The sequence below is a fragment of the Citromicrobium bathyomarinum genome, assembly GCF_021021475.1.
GTDB lineage: Bacteria > Pseudomonadota > Alphaproteobacteria > Sphingomonadales > Sphingomonadaceae > Alteriqipengyuania > Alteriqipengyuania bathyomarina.
This window is the reverse complement of record NZ_JAINWL010000001.1, coordinates 132707-148977: the sequence shown is the minus strand read 5'-3', so window position 1 is coordinate 148977 and position 16271 is coordinate 132707. Positions and strand designations below refer to the sequence as shown.

Here is a 16271-nt window from a genome sequence, read left to right as displayed (position 1 = left end):
CATGGGCGCGCGGGCGATAGAGGATTTCCTTGCCGCACTGGCGGTCGATCGCGGCGCGGCGGCCAACACGCTGGCCGCCTATCGCCGCGATCTGGAAGGCGCGGCGGGGATCGTCGGCCCGCTGGAGGATGCCACCCGCACCGACCTTGGCCGGCTGGGCGCGGCCTGGGCCGATCTCGCGCCCGCGACCGTAGCGCGCAAAGCTTCGGCGCTGCGCCAGTTCTTCGGCTTTCTGGAAGACGAGGGGCTGCGAAACGACAACCCTTCCGCCGCACTGCCGAGCCCGACGAAGCGCCGCTCGCTCCCCAAGATACTCGGCCATTCGCAGGTCGAGGCGCTGTTCGCGCAGGCCGAGCGCGAGGCGGAGGAGGGCGATCCGGCCGCGCTGCGCCTGCTGGCGATGATCGAACTGCTCTATGGATCGGGCCTGCGCGCGAGCGAGCTGGTCACCCTGCCGCTCTCCGCGGTGCCGCGCGATGCGCCTTTTCTGACCATCACCGGCAAGGGCGGCAAGGAACGGCTGGTGCCGCTGGGCACCCGCGCGCGCGCCGTGCTGTCGCGCTGGTTGGCGGTGCGCCCCGAAGGGTCGCCATGGCTGTTCCCCTCGCGCGGCAAGCACCTCACCCGCATCCGCCTGTATCAATTGCTCAAGGCGCTTGCCGAGCGGTCGGGAATCGACCCCGCGAAGATCAGCCCGCACGTGCTGCGCCATGCCTTTGCCACGCACCTGCTCGAGGGTGGGGCGGATTTGCGCGCTTTGCAGACGCTATTGGGCCATGCGGACATCGCGACCACGCAGATTTATACCCATGTCGAATCCGCCCGGCTGGTCGCGCTGGTGAACGAAAGGCACCCGCTTGCCGATCAAGGGCGCTTGCGCGGCGGGCGACAGGGGGATAGCAGCCGCGAATGCTGACTTTTCTGGATTTCGAGAAGCCTGTGGCCCAGCTGCAGGCGCAGATCGCCGAACTTCGCGCCGCCAATCAGGGTGCCGACGGGGGCGATCAGATCGACATGGGCGACGAGCTTGCCAAGCTCGAGGCGAAGAGCGCGGACATGCTCAAGGGGCTCTACGCCTCGCTCAGCCCGTGGCAGAAGACGCAGGTCGCGCGCCACCCGCAGCGCCCGCATTTCCGCAACTATGTGGAACACGCCTTCACCGACTTCATGCCGCTCGGCGGAGATCGCTATTTCGGTGAGGATCACGCGATCATCGGCGGCTTCGCGACTCTGCGCGGGCGCTCGGTGATGCTGATCGGGCACGAGAAGGGCCACGACACGCAGAGCCGGATCAAGCACAATTTCGGGATGGGCAAGCCGGAAGGCTATCGCAAGGCGATCCGCCTGATGGACCTTGCCGGGCGATTCGGCCTGCCGGTGGTCACGCTGGTCGATACCTCGGGCGCGTTCCCGGGGATCGAGGCGGAAGAGCGCGGCCAGGCCGAAGCGATCGCCCGTTCGACCGAGGCGTGCCTTGCGCTGCCGGTGCCGATGGTCGCGACGATCGTGGGCGAGGGCGGCTCCGGCGGCGCGGTGGCGCTGGCCAGCGCGGAACGGGTGCTGATGTTCGAACATGCGATCTATTCCGTGATCTCGCCCGAAGGCTGCGCCTCGATCCTGTGGCGCACCGCCGAAAAGGCTGCCGACGCTGCCGAGGCGATGAAGGTGACCGCGCAGGATCTGAAGGAACTGGGGGTGATCGACCGGATCGTGCCCGAACCGGTCGGCGGCGCGCATCGCGACCCCAAAACCGCGATCCGCAATCTTGCCGACACGATCGACGACGAACTGACCACACTTGCGCGGCAGGACGTCACCTATCTGCAGGAACGGCGCGCGGACCGCTTCCTCGCCATCGGTACCTGACGCGGACGGGTCTGGTTGGCCAGCGGGCGACCGGGAACCGTGCGGCAACCCTGAAAGTTGAGGCAGTTAACTCGCGTGAGCGCACCCAGCGCACGCGCGACATGCCACCGACAGGGGAGAGAATACCGCATGATCCGCCGCAAGACGCTCGCACTCGTTTCGCCCATTGCCATTGCGTTCGGCCTGTCCGGCTGCGCTGGCGTTGGCGGGGGCAACATCCCTTCTGCCAACACCCCGATCACGCAGAGCGAGGCGCAGCAGGGGCGTGAATATCATACGCAGATCCTGCAGGAATTCGGCGGCGCGATGCAGGGCAACACCGCCAATTACGTGCGCGGCGTTGGCCAGCGGATCGCGGTAGAATCGGGTCTGGCGCGCACGCCGGACGCGTTCACCGTCACCCTGCTCAACAGTTCGGTCAACAATGCCTTCGCGACCACCGGCGGCTATGTCTACACCACCCGCCAGCTGGTCACGCTGATGAACAACGAGGCGGAGCTGGCGGGCGTGATGGGGCACGAGGTCGGCCACGTTGCCGCGCGCCATGCGCAGCGCCGCCAGCAGACGCAGCAGCAGAACACGCTGCTCGGCGCGGCGGGGGCGATCCTCTCTGGGATCCTGCTCGGCGACAGCCAGCTCGGCTCCACGCTGGGGCGCGCGGCCTTGCAGGGCTCGCAGCTGCTGACGCTCAGCTTCTCGCGCTCGCAGGAAGAACAGGCGGACCAGCTCGGCGTGCGCTACCTCTCGCAGGCGGGCTATGATCCGATGGCGATGAGCACCGTGCTCGAAAGCCTTGCGCGTCAGTCCGCGCTCGATGCGCAGTTGCAAGGGCGCGATAATGCCAACCTGCCCGAATGGGCCTCCACCCACCCGGACCCTGCGTCGCGCGTGCGCGATGCGGCGACGATGGCGGCGGGCCTGCCGGGCACCACGCTCAACCGCGATGTCTTCCTGCGCAATATCGACGGGCTGACCTATGGCGACGACCCGTCGCAGGGCGTGGTCGAAGGGCGCGAGTTCATCCATCCCGACCTGCGCTTCGCCTTCACCGCGCCGCAGGGCTTCTATCTGGTCAACGGGTCGGACTCGGTCTCGATCAACGGCCAGTCGGGCCAGGCGGAGCTGCGGGTCGCGCAGTCGAGCGGCAGTCTGACGCAGTTCGTCAGCCGCGCGTTCCAGTCGCTCGCCGGGCAGGGCCAGTCGATCAGTCCGCAGATCCAGACCACCACGGTCAACGGGTTGCCTGCAGCCTACGGGATCGCGCGCGCCAATTCGGGCGGCAACCAGCTGGATGTTATGGTGTTTGCCTACGACATGGGCGGCGGGCAGACCTACTATTACCAGGCGATCGCGCCGGCGGGCCGGTCGGGCGTGTTTACCCCGATGTTCGAATCCTTCCGCCGGATCAGCACGGCAGAGGCGAACCAGGTGGTCCCGCGGGTGATCGATGTGGTCACCGTGCAGCGTGGCGATACGGTTGCCTCGCTCTCGCGCCGGATGGCTTACAGCACCGGGCAGGAGGCGCGCTTCCGGGTGCTCAATGCGCTGGATAGCAATGAAGGGCTGCAGGCCGGGCAGCAGGTCAAGCTGGTGGTGCGCGGGCGCTGAGCGAGTCCGTGGCCGCAGATATGCAGCGCACAAAAGAAAACGGCGGGGATCGCTCCCCGCCGTTTCCTTTGTCTGTTCGCTTTCGCAAGAAGGCTTAGTTGGCCTTCGGCGCCATGTCGGTCGACACGGTCGTGAAGGTGTTGCTCAGCTGGTTGCCGAGGCTGCCCATCGCGGTGATCGCGGCGACGGCGATAAGGGCTGCGATAAGGCCATATTCGATGGCGGTCGCGCCCTGGTCGTCATTCATCAGTTCACGGAAGAATTTCATGATCGGTCTCCTGTTATCGTCTTCGTTACCCGGCTCTGCCCACGTCCCCTTGGAAAGAGCAGGTGCCGGTCTAGGGATCATTCGTTGAAAAAGAGCTAAGAGCGCGCGGTTTAGCTGTCGCTGCGGGCGACCGCGTCGGCCGAGGTCGTGCGCACGGTGTCCCACGTGCCGATTACACCGTCGGAAAAGGTGCCGATCGCGCCGACCATCGCGAGGAACACGAGTGCGAGGATCAGGCCGTATTCCACTGCGGTTGCGCCACGTTCGTCGCGGGTCAGCCGGTACCAGAAGCGGTTCATTGTGCAGCCCCCACGAATATGTGCTTTCGAGCACACCCTCCGCTCGCATTGAGCCGAGAATAGGCGCATTCATGGCGCACCAGGGTTAAGGCACCGTAAAGCAGGGCACCAAGGTGGCAAATATTCCGACATACCTGCCCGTAGTGGCTGCCGCGATCGGTCCGCAGGAGGGTCGGTGGCTGATGCACCGTCGGCCCGAGGACAAGGCGCATGGCGGCCTGTGGGAATTTCCCGGCGGCAAGATCGAGGCGGGCGAGGGCGCCCGTGCGGCGCTGGTGCGCGAGATTGCAGAGGAGTGCGGGCTGGAGGTCGATCCGGCGCAGATGGTCGAGGCGGGCTTTGCCGCTCAGGACCCTGCGCAGTGCGACGGTGGCCGCCCGATCCTCCTGCTGCTGTTCCGCTGTCCTGCGTGGACGGGGGAGGCCACCTCGCGCGAAGGAGGGCAGTGGCGCTGGTGTACACGGGGCGAGATCGAGGGGCTCGCCATGCCGCCTCTCGACCGGGTTCTCGCCGCGCAATTGTTCGTCTGACCCGCCCTGTGGGAAAACATTCCGGATTTTCGTCACAAAACCATTGCCAAGCCGGTCTGCCCTGCTATGTGCGGCGCCTCACGGGCGCCCGTAGCTCAGCTGGATAGAGCACCAGACTACGAATCTGGGGGTCAGAGGTTCGAATCCTTTCGGGCGCGCCATTAAAAAAGGCCCAGTTCCTTCACCGGAACTGGGCCTTTTTTGATTGGTGCCGATTGAGGCTGCGCTGCGCGGCATGGCACCGTTAGCCGCTGCGCAGGGTGCGCCGGCAACCGCAGGCCTGCGGCAAGCTTTCAGGAATGTTCTGTAAGAGCGTGAGGGCCCGCGCTCTAACGAGCCTCAGCCCCGTTTGGCGTCGTCCAGCGGAACGGAGGTCACGGGATAGCCGCAACCCTCTGGAATGCACAGGCTGCGGCCTTCCGGCCGTTCTTCGATCCATGGGACGATCGTGGGGAGCGGCGTCGTCTGTGCGTGCTCCCTAGCCTGACCGAAATCGTCGAACTGCGCCAGCCGCTCAAGGTTGCGGCGGGTGGGAAAGATGACGTCGATCTCGCCGCGATCGGCACCTGCCAGCGCATCGCGCGCGCTGGTCCAGAACAGGCGAGTGTTCTCCTGCGCATCGACCGCGATATCGACCGCGCCGGTGCCCAGATCGGCGATATAGAAGCGCGTGTCGAAAATGCGGGGCAGGCGCTCGTTCTTTGGAAACCAGCGCGCGAAGGGGACGAGATCGTTGAGCGCGATGCTCCAGCCCATGCGCTCCAGCACCGCAAGGAGGCTTTTCTCTTCCAGCAGGATTGCGCGCGCCTCGGCAGCGGATTGTGCGTCGATCGTGCCGCGCAGGCCCAGTGCAAGGCCGGTTTCCTCCAGCGTTTCGCGGATCGCGGCGATCTGGTGCGCGGCTTCATCGATGTCGACGTAGCCGGCCTCACGCGCGAGGTCGTAATCGCTGGGGTCGACGCGGCCGCCGGGAAACACCGCCATGCCGCCCGCAAAGGCGAGCGAGCGCGAGCGAACCTGCATCAGGATCTGCGGCGCGCCGCCATCGGGCGCATGGCGGAAGATCACCACCGTTGCGGCGGGGATGCCATCGCGCGGGGCATCTTGTTCTACGCTGCCAGCCATGATCCGTTGCCTAACCTGCTGTCGGGATTTCTTACAATCCCCCTGGTGGTGCCAAATGCGTTAACCACCGCATGCCGCAGGCGGGCTGCATCGGGTAAAACTGGCACGGGAGGTGCATAGGAATATGCGTCCCTGTACTTCGTACAAGAGGCGGGGCCGATGGTCTCCCGGCCCCGCCTCCCCGAAGTTTTCCATATGGTGCGCCGACAGGCGCGGCCCGCCGAATGGCAGGTCATGCCGGCTCAATCGGCCGTCTTCACGCCCTTGTCGGTGAACATCTGCTGGAGTTCGCCGGCTTCGAACATCTCGGTCATGATGTCGCTGCCGCCCACGAACTCGCCCTTCACATAAAGCTGGGGGATGGTCGGCCAGTCGGAATAGGCCTTGATCCCCTGGCGGATTTCCATGTCCTGCAGCACGTCGACGCTTTCATACGTCACGCCGCAATGATCGAGGATGTGAACCGCGCGGCTGGAAAAGCCGCACTGGGGGAACAGAGGCGTGCCCTTCATGAAGAGGACGACCTCGTTTTCACCGACAATGCCGGAGATGCGTTCTTTGGTATCTGCCATGATTGTAAACCGCCGTTTGCTTTAGCTCTTGGGGGTCACTTGGGAGGCTCGGTGGTCAGTTGCAAGGCGTGGAGCACGCCGCCCATCTTCCCGTCGAGCGCCTCGTACACCAGCTTATGCTGCTGAACGCGGCTTTTCCCCGCGAATTGGGGCGCGACGACCTTGGCTGCCCAATGGTCGTTATCCCCGGCAAGGTCTCGCATCTCGACCTCGGCACCGGGCAGCGCGTCCTTGATCATCGCTTCGATTTCGTCGGCTGCCATCGGCATGACGCTTACGTCCCGCTGATCAGCTGGCGGCGTGCCTCGACTTCGCACTCGGCGAGCTTGGCGCGCACTGCGGCTTCGTCGACATCGCAGCTGGCTGCGGTGAGATCGCCGAGAACCTTGCGGATCACGTCTTCTTCGCCCGCTTCCTCGAAATCGGCCTGAACGACAGCCTTCTTGTAGCTGTCGGCCTCTTCCTCGGTCAGATTCATGAGGTCGGCGGCCCACTCGCCGAGCAGCCGGTTGCGCCGCGCGGCGATCTTGAAAGAGGTTTCCTCATCGAACGCGTACTTGGCTTCCTCGCCGCGTTCCCGATCCTTGAAGCTGGTCATGTGTGTCGTTGCCTGTTGATAAGCGCCCCCTCAGGGGCCGGAGATCTTGTCTCGCAGATAGTCGCGGGCGACCGAAGCCGCAAGCGAGCTGCTATTTGTCCATTACCACCACCAGCTTGCCGATGGCCTGCCGGTTCTCGAGCTTCTCGATCGCACGGGCCGCATCGTCGAGGCTGAAGGTCTCGCTCACCTGAGGGGCGATCTTGCCGTCCTTCCACATCTCGAACAGCTCGGCGATGTTCTGCGCATTGCGCTGCGGTTCGCGCGCGGCGAACGCACCCCAGAAGACACCGCGAATGTCACAACTCTTGAGCAGGGTTAGGTTGAGCGGCATTTTCGCGATCCCTGCGGGGAAGCCGATCACCAGGAAGCGGCCTTCCCAGGCGATGGAGCGCAGCGCGGGTTCGGAATAGTCGCCGCCGACGATATCGACCACGATGTCGGCGCCATTCGCACCGACCGCTTCCTTGAACGCGCCAGCTAGCGCCTTGGACTGGTCCTTGTCGAACGGCGCGCGCGGATAGACCACGGTTTCGTCCGCGCCTGCATCCTTGGCGACCTTGGCTTTCTCATCGCTCGAAACTGCCGCGACCACCCGCGCACCATAGGCCTTGGCCAGCTCGATCGAGGCAAGGCCAACGCCGCCTGCCGCGCCGAGCACCAGCACGGTATCGCCGGGCTTGATGTCGCCGCGATCCTTGAGCGCGTGGATCATGGTGCCGTAGGTCATCAGCAGCGCGGAGGCTTCGACCAGATCGACCCCTTCGGGCACCTTGAACAGCTTGGCGGCGTCGATCGCGACCTGTTCGCGCAGGCCGCCGCTGCCGATACCTGCGAGCACGCGGTCGCCGACCTGCCAGCCGTCAACGCCGTCACCCACGGCGGAAATCGTGCCCGAAATCTCGCCGCCTGGCGAATAGGGGCGCTCCGGCTTGAACTGGTACATGTCGCGGATCATCAGCGTGTCGGGGAAATTGATCGCGCACGCGGCAATATCGACCAGCACCTCGCCCTTGCCGGGCTGCACTGCATCGATCTGTTCCACGACGAGCGTTTCGGGCCCGCCCACTTCCTTGGTAAGCACGGCTTTCATCGGGTCTCTCCTCCCAGTTTCTGGCTAATTGCGTTGGATCAGTCTGTCTGCGGATCTTCGCCCGAGGGGATCGGCGGCAGCTGCTTGGGCTCAGCCTCTCCATCGCCCGATTTGCGGCGCTTGCCCGCGTATAGCAGGGCGGCGGCGATAGCGGCGGATCCGATGGCGGCACCGGTCGCGATGGCGACGCCGGTCAGGCTCTTGTTGCTCTTGCTCATGCCTGTCCTAGTGCATGGGCCGCCAAATCGTTGCAAGCCGCGCGGGCACGGGCTGGAAAAAATCCTGCCGAAAGCACGCTCCGGTCATGGTAATGTAAGGCATTAGGGGCTAACTTACAGTTATGTCAGCAAAGCCATATGCTCATCCTATCGATATCCAGCCCTCCGATATCGACTTCATGGGGCACGTGAACAACGCGCGCTATCTCGGCTGGGTGCAGGACGCCGTTCTGGCGCACTGGCAGAAATTCGCGCCTGCGGAAGCCGTGGCGGAGCGTGCGTGGGTCGCGCTCAAGCACGAGATAACTTACCGCAAGCCCGCCTTCCTCGAAGATGACGTGATCGCGCGCACCGTGCTGGAAAGCACGCGCGGTGCCCGCGCATTCTACCACACCGTGATCGAACGGGGTGGGGAAGTGCTGGCCGAGGTCAAGTCCAGCTGGTGCTGCATCGACGCCAAGAGCCTGCGCCCCGCACGCATCGGCGAAGAGATCGCCCGTCACTTTTTCCCGCCTTCGGAATAGGTTGTAGCCGGGGGAGCATGATGCGGTTCGTTTTCGCGGCTGTGCTTCTGTTCGCAGCGACGCTCTCACCACTGGCCGCTCAAGAGCCCGCAATGCCGGGGGTTTCGGATGCGGAACGCGAGGCGCTGCAAGGCGCTCTCAATCGCGGCCTGACGCTGTACCAGTATGATCGGGCGGCGTGGCATACCACCGACACGATGCTGGAAGACGTGCCCGAGGATCGGCTCCGCACGATCGGCGGGTGGATCGTCGAGCCGGTCGGGGACGGTTTGCGCGTCATCTATTGGCGGCAGCGCGCGGATGCGTTCTTCCCGGTCTATTCGGCCGATTATTCCGCAGATGGCGTGTCTTCGCGCACGCTTCACCCCGACAATGCGCCTGCACTCGACCAGGCGCAGTCCGCGCTTGTGAAGGCGCGCCAGATTGCATTTCCCAAGGACGTCGACCGGTGCAGCGCCAAGCCTTTCAACTCGGTGGTGATGCCCACCGGGAAGGGTGACAGCAGCGTCTATGTCTACTGGCTGACCCCGCAGGAATCGCTCTCCGCCATGCCGCTGGGTGGCCATTACCGGTACGAGGTTCGCGGCGGTGAACTGGTGGACCAGCGGGCGTTCTCGAAAAGCTGCATCGATCTGCCGACGGCGCAGGGCGGCGCTGACGGGAAGACGCCCGCAGCTGTGGGGATCGTCCACATTCTCGACCCCGTGCCGACCGAGATTCACGTGTTTTCAGTGTTCGCTGGCGGTCTGCCGATCTTCGTGAGCACGATCGAACCGAAGCGTACCTGGGCGGTGGAAGTCAGCGGCGGACAGCCGCGCGCTCGGTTGATCGATCCGGAGGAGTGAGCCTCGCGCTCGCATTTCGATAAATGCTGGACTACATCGGTCCCATGCAGGTGCTGATCCCCATCGCAATCGTCATCGCGACCATCGCCTTCATGGAATGGGTCGCGTGGGCGAGCCACAAGTACATCATGCACGGCTGGGGCTGGGGCTGGCATCGCGACCATCACGAGCCGCATAATAACCGCTTCGAGAAGAACGACCTGTATGGCGTGGTCGGCGCGGGGATGAGCATTTCGATGTTCATGCTCGGCAGCCCGCTGGTTGCGGGTGACTATGCCTGGCCGCCCGCGACGTGGATCGGGCTCGGCATCCTTGGCTACGGGATCATCTACACGCTGGTGCACGACGGGCTCGTCCACCAGCGCTACTTCAAATACGTGCCCAAGCGCGGCTACGCCAAGCGGCTGGTGCAGGCGCACAAGCTGCACCACGCGACCATCGGCAAGGAGGGCGGGGTGAGCTTCGGCTTCGTCTGGCCGCAGGACCCGGCCAAGCTGAAGGCGGAACTCAAACGCCAGCGCGAAGCGGGCGAGGCGGTGGTGCGCGAGAGCGCTGGGGGCTAACTCCTTGAGGTGGCGGATTTGCAACTCACAGAGTTTCTTTGGCTTTTTTCAGGATTGGGGGCGGCAGCACCCTGGGTTACAATACTGATTGCAAGCAGCGCATTATACGTAACTGCGCGTCAGTATCAGATCACTCTATTTAAAAGCATTATCGAGGAGATCGGAGCTGAAGATGTGCGCCGTATCAGGCGCCAGTTTTATGAGAAGGGTGTCATTGAAAAGACCGACGCAGCTCGCTTGTGCGTAGGATATGACCGGGTGTCGTTTTACATCATTGCTCACGCCAAGATTCCGATATTCGGGCGAAAAATGTATCGGCTCCTCGAGGGTCTGCATGGAGATACGGTGCGAAAGATTGGCCCCGATCTGTTTCGTATGCTTCTGGTCTTGCGGGAAATTCATAGGAATCCAGATTATTGCTACTCTTTAGAGCAACTCTTGAGACGGTACAAAATTCAACCATCTGCTAATTCCTTGTTGACCTCGGAGTAGCTCGCAATCCGTAGATTGACCCTACGGAATTCGCGCAGCGTGCTCTCGCCTCGGAGCCATATCGAACACGCTTACGCGCTTGCCCCTCCGGCGCAGGAAACCTATCCAGTCGCCCCGGCCTGCGACTTTCGCCCGGCTCCTTCCCCCGAGGCCCGTTGCCCCAAGCACAGTCCCTTCGCGACCACCCGCTGTTCGAGCCCTTGCGCAGCGAGCGTGGGCGGCGGGTGGTTGGGCTGATCGCCGCGTTGCTGATCGAGGCGATCCTGCTGATCGTCCTGCTTACCCTGAATATTCACGACGAGCCGGACGCGGCGCCGGGCAGCCTCACCGTGGTCGACCTGAAGGCGCAGGACGATTCCCCGGATGAGAGCGAACAGGCCGAGCAAAAGCCGAGCGAGAGCGCCCCGCAGTTCGAGCAGCGCACCGAGCCTTCGGACCCGCAAATCGAGCGACCCGAGGCGGTGCAGCCCGATGTCGTGCCGCCGACCCAGCCGGTGCCGCAGCCCGTCATTCCAAGCCCGTTCCAGCTACCAACGCCCAGCCAACCTGCGCGCCCGGCGCAGCCCGCTGCGCCCAAGCAGGTGTATGGGCCGGTCGACACTGGTTCGCGGTCGGGCGTCGCGGATTCCGAAGTGGTCGGCACCGCGCCCGATGGGCAGCCGCTCTACGCAGCGCGCTGGTATCGCGAGCCGGACGACAGCGAGCTGGCGGGCTATCTCTCCACCGCATCCGGCCCAGGCTGGGGCCTGATCGCGTGCAAGACCGCGCCCGAATTCCGCGTGGTCGACTGCGTACCGCTCAGCGAATATCCGCAAGGATCGATGATCAACCGTGCCGTCCTGGCCGCTGCATGGCAGTTCCGCGTGCGCCCGCCACGGCGCGGCGGCAAGTCGCTGGTCGGCAGCTGGGTGCGTATCCGGATCGACTATACCGATCGGCGCTAAGCCGGCGCGCTAGCCTTCCGCCAGCGGGTCGAGCGGCTCTTCCGGCGGCGGCTCGGGGGCAACCGGCACATCGGATTCGATGAAGCTGAGCGCGGTCTGGTCCGCACCTTCGCCGCTGCGGGTGATCCCTACGCCCAGCACCTTGCCGGGCCGGGTCGGGTCGCGGCCTTCCAGCATGATGGTCGCGCTTTCCTCGCCGCCCCTTTGCGACACCTCGCTCCAGCCGAGCCGTTCGAGTTCGCTTTCGTAGAACTCGGCGATTTCCTGCTGGCTTGCGTCGGAGCCAATGGTGACGGTCAGCCCCTGCTGGAAACTGTTGAGCACGCGCGCGTCGGGGAACAGCCTGAAGCCGAAGGGCAATTGCTGCGCGGTCTCGCCGGCGGCGGAACCGTCGCCCGAATCGCTGCCGGGGGAGGGGGAATAGGCATCCTGGCCAGAGCCGCACGCGGCCAGCGCGAGGGCCCCGGCAATGGCGAACAGCATGCGGGTCATTGCGCGGCAATCCTTTGTGCGTGTTCCTGAACCAGCGCGATCATGTTGGGCACCCCTTGCGTCCGGTTGCTGGAAAGCTGGTTTTTCAGATCGAAGGGTTCGAGCGCGGCGGTCACGTCCATCTGCGCAACTTCGGCGGCCGGGCGGTCCTGCACGGCGGCGATCACCAGCGCGACGATCCCCTTGGTGATCGCTGCGTTGCTGTCCGCCAGAAAATGCAGCTTGTCGCCTTCCCCTGTGGGATAGACCCATACCGCCGCAGAACAGCCCCGCACCAGCGTGGCGTCGGTCTTGAGCGCGGCGGGCATCTCTTCCAGATCGCGGCCCAGCTCGATCAGCAGACGATAGCGTTCGTCCCCTTCGAGAAATTCGTATTCTTCGCGGATGTCGTCGAGGCTGCGCATGCGGTCGCATGTAGCGATAAACCCTCTCCCCTCAAGGGGAGAGGATACGCAGACCCGGCGCCGTAAGGCGTCGCGGTCGCAGTTGGAGAGGGGGGTGCCGTGTTGGCGAGGGGCAGGGCCCCTCTCCAAGCTTCGCTAGCTCCTTGCGGAGCAATCTGCGCTATCCTCTCCCCGAACGGGGAGAGGGATATTATCCGCTCAGCCCGCCGGGCCGGGTGAGCGCGTAGTAGATCACGTAGAACCAGCTGAGAAAGCCGTGGATGATCGCCCATACGATCGACTTGTGGAGCGACCACGAGATTGCGACCGCGATCGCGCTGCCGAGGCCGATGCCGGCCTGTGCGGCCTGGCTTTTCGCGCCGCTCACAGGTCCATTCCGTTCGCGATGGCTTCCAGCTTGCGGATGCGTTCGCGCAGGTCGGCGAGCGCGATGCGGCCCGCGCCGCGCGTCTCCTCGCCCGCGTCGTGTCCGGCGGCGATCGCGTCCAGCTCGCGGCGCTTGAGCGCCAGCCAGCCTTCCCATGCGCGCAGCAGCGCGGCAGCGACCAGCCCGAGGCCGAGAAGCGAGGTGGCGGCAATGACGAGTGTCGGCTCCATAACTTCAATCCTCCTGTCGTGCTCTCGTTGGGGCGCCCGGTAAAATCAGGGGCGGCGTCAGTCCTGGTTGTCGCGCAGCGCGTCGATCTCGGCGGAAATCCGCTCCCGCTCGCGCGCGGTACTGGTGTTCTTGTCGTAGGCAATGCGTTCGAGCACCGCGATCCGCTCCTTCAGCGCGGAAATCTCGCGCTGGGCCTCCTCGTCGGCCTGCGGTGCGGGATCGGGCCGGTGAGTGATCGACTGATTGCCCATCATGTCCTCCGTAATGCCGTTTGCGGCATTGTTCCGCGATCGCAGGACACTGGCGACCGCACCGATCAGCACGATCAGGACGACGGCGCTCCAGAAACTCATCAGTTGGTCTCCTGCTTCTCGCGCAGCGTCTCGATCTCGTGGGTCAGGTGATAGCCGCTATCGGTCACGATCCGCTCGACATTGCCGAGCCGGTCCTTGATCGATCCCAGTTCGGCGCGCAGCTGGGCGTTTTCCTGCGTCAGCAGCTTCACGCGCTCTTCGCTGTCCTTGGGATAGACCGCCTTGCCCCAGCTGTTTTCGAGCGGATAGCCGTGCTTGATCCGCATCCAGGTGGTCAGCACCCAGGCTGCGACAACGGCCATGCCGACCAGGACGATTACTTCATCGGTCACTTCGAAAGGCATCAGACGCGTTCCTTCTTGCCGGTGTTCAGCGGCACTCCGCTGCTGTCATCATGGCGCAGGGCTTCGATCTCGTCGGACAGCGAATAGCCGCGGTCGGTCACGATGCGTTCGAGCACCTTGAGCCGGTCTTCGTGCGCATTGAGGCGCTCGACCAGCTTGGCGTTTTCGCCGCGCAGTCCGTCCAGTTCGGCGGACCTGTCCGCGCGGGAGGTCTTGCCGCCCCATTCGTCTTCCAGATCGTAGCCATGCTTGGCGCGAATCCAGTTGTTGATCAGCCATCCGCCGGTGGTCAGCGCGATGATGGCGACGATCATGCCCGGGCCGCTGAAGAAATCACCCATCACGCACGCTCCCGCGAACCGGAGGTCAGCGGCACGCCGCTGTCGCGATCTTCGACCGAGCGGCTGTCACGCAGCGCTTCGATCTGGGTGGCGACGTCGTATCCGCGATCGGTCACGATCCGTTCGAGCACCTGGACCCGGTCTTCGAGCCGCTGGATCTGGGTCGCGTATTGCGCGGCCTTTTCCGCGGTGGTCTCGGCGGTGGATTCGACCTGCATCTTGGCGATCTTTTGCTGGTGCGACGTCCATATCGCGAGCAGTGGGATGCCGAAGATCAGTACGACCGCAGCAAGGCCGATCAGTTCTCCCATTGGTAATCTCCCCTAATTCGGTTGGTGTCAGCGCAGGCGTTCGATCTCGGCGTCGAGGCGCGGGTTGGAGCTCACATAGTGCTCCTCCACATTCGCCAGGCGACGGTCGATCTCGCGCAGCTTGCCGCGGATTTCCCGCGCGGTGCGCTTCGGATTGGCACGCACGCCCTGCCAATATTTCTGCTCCTGCCGGTCGGCGGTGTAGAACTGCTCGGGCTTGTGGTTCAGCAGCAGGCCCATGATGAGGTAGGCGGGCAGGGTAACCGGGGCGGCACCGGCGATGGTCGAAACCGCCCAGGCGAGCCGCCACCACAGCGCATCGATCCCGGTATAGTCGGCGAGCCCTGCGCAGACGCCCATCAGCTTGGCGTTGTGCTTGTCCTTGTAGAGCGTGGTGCGGGACGTGTTCATGCGCGGGTCTCCCTGTGTTCGGCGCGCTTGCGGGCGAGCAGCGCTTCCAGTTCGTCGAGTTCCTCGTTGTCGGCCTTGTTGTCGGCGATCAGGCGGGCGGGCTTGAAGTCGGCGTGGTCGTGGGCGACCAGTCGCTCGACCGTATCCATCCGGTCGTCGAGCCGCTTGGTGAGCGCGTAGAGCTCTTCCAGCAGGGCCTCGTCATCGGTGGTGATGCCGCCTCCGGCGGTCTTCCACTTGGTGATGTAGTGGAAGATCAGCCACGGCAGCCCGATAAAGAGAATGCTGCAGATGATGATCGGCAAAAAGATCCCTTCCATGGCTCAATTCCCCTTCTTCGCGTCGTCGGCTCCCTTGCCGAGCGCGCGTTTCATTTCTTCCAGTTCCTCGTCGACCTTGTCCGATCCTTCGAGGGCGGCGATTTCGTCGGACAGCGACAGCTTGCCGCTCTCGCTTTCCATCTTGAGCTGGTCGGCGCGGCCTTCCGCGTAATCGACCCGGCGCTCGAGCGCGTCGAAGCGGGTCAGCGCCTCGTCGACCCGCTCGGTCGTCATCAGGCTGCGCAGCTTCACGCGGTTTTCCGCGCTTTCGAGCCGGGCCGCGATCTGCGACTGGCGGCTGCGCGCTTCGCGCAGGCGGCTCTGCAGCTTATGGATGTCTTCCTCGTAAGCCCGCAGCGAGTCGTCGAGCACGCTGATTTCCGCCTTGAGCTGTTCGCTCATGTCGGCGGCCTTCTTGCGCTCGACCAGCGCGGCGCGGGCGAGGTCTTCGCGATCCTTGCTCAGCGCGAGCTGCGCCTTCTCGCCCCAGTCGGCCTGCAGCTTGTCCAGCTTGACCGTATGGCGGTGCATTTCCTTCTGGTCGGCGATGGTGCGCGCAGCACTGGCGCGGACCTCGACCAGGGTTTCCTCCATTTCGAGGATGATCATCCGGATCATCTTCGACGGGTCGTCTGCCTTATCCAGCATTTCGTTGAAATTGGCCGCGATGATGTCGCGGGTGCGGCTGAAGATGCCCATGAAGGGTGCTCCGTATGAGATGAAGGTGTTGAGCTTCTCGTTGACCTTGTCCGGGTTTGTCCAGTCGGCAGCGCGTTCGGCGCTCGACCGGCCGCCCTGCGTCGGGGTCGGGCTGCGGCGCAACTGCTCCATCTCGGCGTCGAGGCGCGAGAGGCGGCGGTCGCGGCCGGGGGGATCGGTGTGGTCGGTCATGCGATTTCCACCACCTGTACCACATACCCGCTGCCCACGTGCGGCGCATCGTTGGACTGCGGATTCAGCAGGACGAGCGCCCCGATGCCGAGGATGGTGACCAGCACGGCCTTGCCGATGTGGCGCTGCGATTGGGTCTGGTCGGGCATGTCAGTGGCCTCCTGCCGGGTTGGTTTCGATCTGTTGCCCGATACTTTGCAACCGGCGTGCCAAGTTTGGAAAAGCGCGGTTTTCCGACGATCTCGCGAAATTCGACGAACAGCATGTTGGGAATAATTGCCAAGGCTTGGGCTGTGGCAC

The 16271-nt window shown here is 64.5% G+C and carries 29 protein-coding genes and 1 tRNA gene; 10 read left to right on the top strand and 20 right to left on the bottom strand.

Features of this window, described 5'->3' with window-relative positions; genetic code table 11:
• Position 1: 1 nt before the first annotated feature.
• From K7H93_RS00790 to K7H93_RS00780, 3 genes are all read left to right on the top strand, one after another.
• Complete coding sequence (locus tag K7H93_RS00790) at positions 2 to 916, top strand: tyrosine recombinase (RefSeq protein ID WP_230783135.1); 915 nt, start codon at positions 2 to 4, stop codon at positions 914 to 916.
• Positions 910 to 1866, top strand: a complete 957-nt coding sequence (locus K7H93_RS00785) for an acetyl-CoA carboxylase carboxyltransferase subunit alpha (protein ID WP_230781937.1) — start codon at positions 910 to 912, stop codon at positions 1864 to 1866. The genes K7H93_RS00790 and K7H93_RS00785 overlap by 7 nt, the downstream gene beginning before the upstream one ends.
• 129 nt (positions 1867 to 1995) lie before the next feature.
• Positions 1996 to 3474 (top strand): M48 family metalloprotease, encoded by a 1479-nt coding sequence (locus tag K7H93_RS00780; protein ID WP_230781936.1) that lies wholly within the window; start codon positions 1996 to 1998, stop codon positions 3472 to 3474.
• A gap of 94 nt (positions 3475 to 3568) precedes the next feature.
• Here the strand turns inward: K7H93_RS00780 and K7H93_RS00775 are convergent, their stop codons facing one another.
• Together K7H93_RS00775 and K7H93_RS00770 are read right to left on the bottom strand one after the other, a co-directional pair.
• Entirely contained in the window at positions 3569 to 3742 is a 174-nt protein-coding gene (locus K7H93_RS00775) for a Flp family type IVb pilin (RefSeq protein WP_197636053.1), read from the bottom strand.
• A 110-nt stretch (positions 3743 to 3852) separates the two neighbouring features.
• Positions 3853 to 4041, bottom strand: a complete 189-nt coding sequence (locus tag K7H93_RS00770) for a Flp family type IVb pilin (RefSeq protein ID WP_010237316.1) — start codon at positions 4039 to 4041, stop codon at positions 3853 to 3855.
• A gap of 113 nt (positions 4042 to 4154) precedes the next feature.
• On the opposite strand from K7H93_RS00770, the gene K7H93_RS00765 reads away from it, so the two are divergent.
• On the top strand, positions 4155 to 4571 hold the full coding sequence (locus K7H93_RS00765) for a (deoxy)nucleoside triphosphate pyrophosphohydrolase (RefSeq protein WP_338080260.1): 417 nt from the start codon (positions 4155 to 4157) through the stop codon (positions 4569 to 4571).
• 84 nt (positions 4572 to 4655) lie between these two features.
• Positions 4656 to 4732: transfer RNA gene (locus K7H93_RS00760), tRNA-Arg, on the top strand.
• Between the two features lie 178 nt (positions 4733 to 4910).
• Here K7H93_RS00760 and K7H93_RS00755 read toward each other — a convergent pair.
• The 6 genes from K7H93_RS00755 to K7H93_RS00730 form a co-directional block, all read right to left on the bottom strand.
• Complete coding sequence (locus tag K7H93_RS00755; protein ID WP_230781935.1) at positions 4911 to 5696, bottom strand: NUDIX hydrolase; 786 nt, start codon at positions 5694 to 5696, stop codon at positions 4911 to 4913.
• A 242-nt stretch (positions 5697 to 5938) separates the two neighbouring features.
• On the bottom strand, positions 5939 to 6268 hold the full coding sequence (gene grxD, locus K7H93_RS00750; protein ID WP_010237320.1) for a Grx4 family monothiol glutaredoxin: 330 nt from the start codon (positions 6266 to 6268) through the stop codon (positions 5939 to 5941).
• A gap of 35 nt (positions 6269 to 6303) precedes the next feature.
• A complete protein-coding gene (locus K7H93_RS00745) occupies positions 6304 to 6537 on the bottom strand; it encodes a BolA/IbaG family iron-sulfur metabolism protein (RefSeq protein WP_010237321.1) in 234 nt (77 codons plus the stop codon).
• A gap of 5 nt (positions 6538 to 6542) precedes the next feature.
• Positions 6543 to 6866 (bottom strand): DUF1476 domain-containing protein, encoded by a 324-nt coding sequence (locus K7H93_RS00740; protein WP_010237322.1) that lies wholly within the window; start codon positions 6864 to 6866, stop codon positions 6543 to 6545.
• Between the two features lie 91 nt (positions 6867 to 6957).
• Complete coding sequence (locus K7H93_RS00735; RefSeq protein WP_226660477.1) at positions 6958 to 7959, bottom strand: NADPH:quinone oxidoreductase family protein; 1002 nt, start codon at positions 7957 to 7959, stop codon at positions 6958 to 6960.
• 38 nt (positions 7960 to 7997) lie between these two features.
• Positions 7998 to 8177, bottom strand: coding sequence for a hypothetical protein (locus K7H93_RS00730; RefSeq protein WP_010237325.1), 180 nt, complete (start codon positions 8175 to 8177; stop codon positions 7998 to 8000).
• A gap of 122 nt (positions 8178 to 8299) precedes the next feature.
• On the opposite strand from K7H93_RS00730, the gene K7H93_RS00725 reads away from it, so the two are divergent.
• The 5 genes from K7H93_RS00725 (at position 8300) to K7H93_RS00705 (ending at position 11545) form a co-directional block, all read left to right on the top strand.
• Positions 8300 to 8701 carry an acyl-CoA thioesterase gene (locus tag K7H93_RS00725; RefSeq protein WP_054525785.1) on the top strand — a complete coding sequence of 134 codons (402 nt, stop codon included), beginning with the start codon at positions 8300 to 8302 and terminating at the stop codon, positions 8699 to 8701.
• Positions 8702 to 8718: 17 nt separating this feature from the next.
• Positions 8719 to 9546: a hypothetical protein gene (locus K7H93_RS00720; protein ID WP_230781933.1), complete on the top strand. Its 828-nt coding sequence runs from the start codon at positions 8719 to 8721 to the stop codon at positions 9544 to 9546.
• 23 nt (positions 9547 to 9569) lie between these two features.
• Positions 9570 to 10109: a sterol desaturase family protein gene (locus K7H93_RS00715; RefSeq protein ID WP_230781931.1), complete on the top strand. Its 540-nt coding sequence runs from the start codon at positions 9570 to 9572 to the stop codon at positions 10107 to 10109.
• Between the two features lie 18 nt (positions 10110 to 10127).
• A complete protein-coding gene (locus tag K7H93_RS00710) occupies positions 10128 to 10601 on the top strand; it encodes a hypothetical protein (protein WP_230781929.1) in 474 nt (157 codons plus the stop codon).
• 155 nt (positions 10602 to 10756) lie between these two features.
• Positions 10757 to 11545, top strand: coding sequence for a hypothetical protein (locus tag K7H93_RS00705; protein WP_230781927.1), 789 nt, complete (start codon positions 10757 to 10759; stop codon positions 11543 to 11545).
• A 9-nt stretch (positions 11546 to 11554) separates the two neighbouring features.
• On the opposite strand, the gene K7H93_RS00700 is transcribed toward K7H93_RS00705, so the two are convergent.
• The 12 genes from K7H93_RS00700 to K7H93_RS00645 form a co-directional block, all read right to left on the bottom strand.
• Positions 11555 to 12037: a hypothetical protein gene (locus tag K7H93_RS00700; protein WP_230781924.1), complete on the bottom strand. Its 483-nt coding sequence runs from the start codon at positions 12035 to 12037 to the stop codon at positions 11555 to 11557.
• On the bottom strand, positions 12034 to 12441 hold the full coding sequence (locus K7H93_RS00695; RefSeq protein WP_230781922.1) for a SufE family protein: 408 nt from the start codon (positions 12439 to 12441) through the stop codon (positions 12034 to 12036). Before K7H93_RS00695 ends, K7H93_RS00700 begins: the two co-directional genes overlap by 4 nt.
• Positions 12442 to 12631: 190 nt before the next feature.
• Entirely contained in the window at positions 12632 to 12808 is a 177-nt protein-coding gene (locus K7H93_RS00690) for a hypothetical protein (protein WP_010237364.1), read from the bottom strand.
• Complete coding sequence (locus tag K7H93_RS00685) at positions 12805 to 13038, bottom strand: hypothetical protein (RefSeq protein WP_010237366.1); 234 nt, start codon at positions 13036 to 13038, stop codon at positions 12805 to 12807. The genes K7H93_RS00690 and K7H93_RS00685 overlap by 4 nt, the downstream gene beginning before the upstream one ends.
• Before the next feature lie 57 nt (positions 13039 to 13095).
• Positions 13096 to 13392, bottom strand: coding sequence for a hypothetical protein (locus K7H93_RS00680; protein WP_230781919.1), 297 nt, complete (start codon positions 13390 to 13392; stop codon positions 13096 to 13098).
• Entirely contained in the window at positions 13392 to 13697 is a 306-nt protein-coding gene (locus K7H93_RS00675) for a hypothetical protein (RefSeq protein ID WP_010237370.1), read from the bottom strand. Before K7H93_RS00675 ends, K7H93_RS00680 begins: the two co-directional genes overlap by 1 nt.
• On the bottom strand, positions 13697 to 14038 hold the full coding sequence (locus tag K7H93_RS00670; RefSeq protein ID WP_054525781.1) for a hypothetical protein: 342 nt from the start codon (positions 14036 to 14038) through the stop codon (positions 13697 to 13699). The genes K7H93_RS00675 and K7H93_RS00670 overlap by 1 nt, the downstream gene beginning before the upstream one ends.
• A complete protein-coding gene (locus tag K7H93_RS00665; protein WP_230781917.1) occupies positions 14038 to 14349 on the bottom strand; it encodes a hypothetical protein in 312 nt (103 codons plus the stop codon). The genes K7H93_RS00670 and K7H93_RS00665 overlap by 1 nt, the downstream gene beginning before the upstream one ends.
• 27 nt (positions 14350 to 14376) lie before the next feature.
• On the bottom strand, positions 14377 to 14760 hold the full coding sequence (pspC, locus tag K7H93_RS00660; protein WP_010237378.1) for an envelope stress response membrane protein PspC: 384 nt from the start codon (positions 14758 to 14760) through the stop codon (positions 14377 to 14379).
• On the bottom strand, positions 14757 to 15080 hold the full coding sequence (pspB, locus tag K7H93_RS00655) for an envelope stress response membrane protein PspB (protein ID WP_230781915.1): 324 nt from the start codon (positions 15078 to 15080) through the stop codon (positions 14757 to 14759). The genes pspC and pspB overlap by 4 nt, the downstream gene beginning before the upstream one ends.
• 3 nt (positions 15081 to 15083) lie before the next feature.
• Positions 15084 to 15971: a phage shock protein PspA gene (gene pspA, locus K7H93_RS00650; protein WP_230781913.1), complete on the bottom strand. Its 888-nt coding sequence runs from the start codon at positions 15969 to 15971 to the stop codon at positions 15084 to 15086.
• A complete protein-coding gene (locus K7H93_RS00645; RefSeq protein ID WP_197636074.1) occupies positions 15968 to 16120 on the bottom strand; it encodes a hypothetical protein in 153 nt (50 codons plus the stop codon). The genes pspA and K7H93_RS00645 overlap by 4 nt, the downstream gene beginning before the upstream one ends.
• Positions 16121 to 16271: the final 151 nt, after the last annotated feature.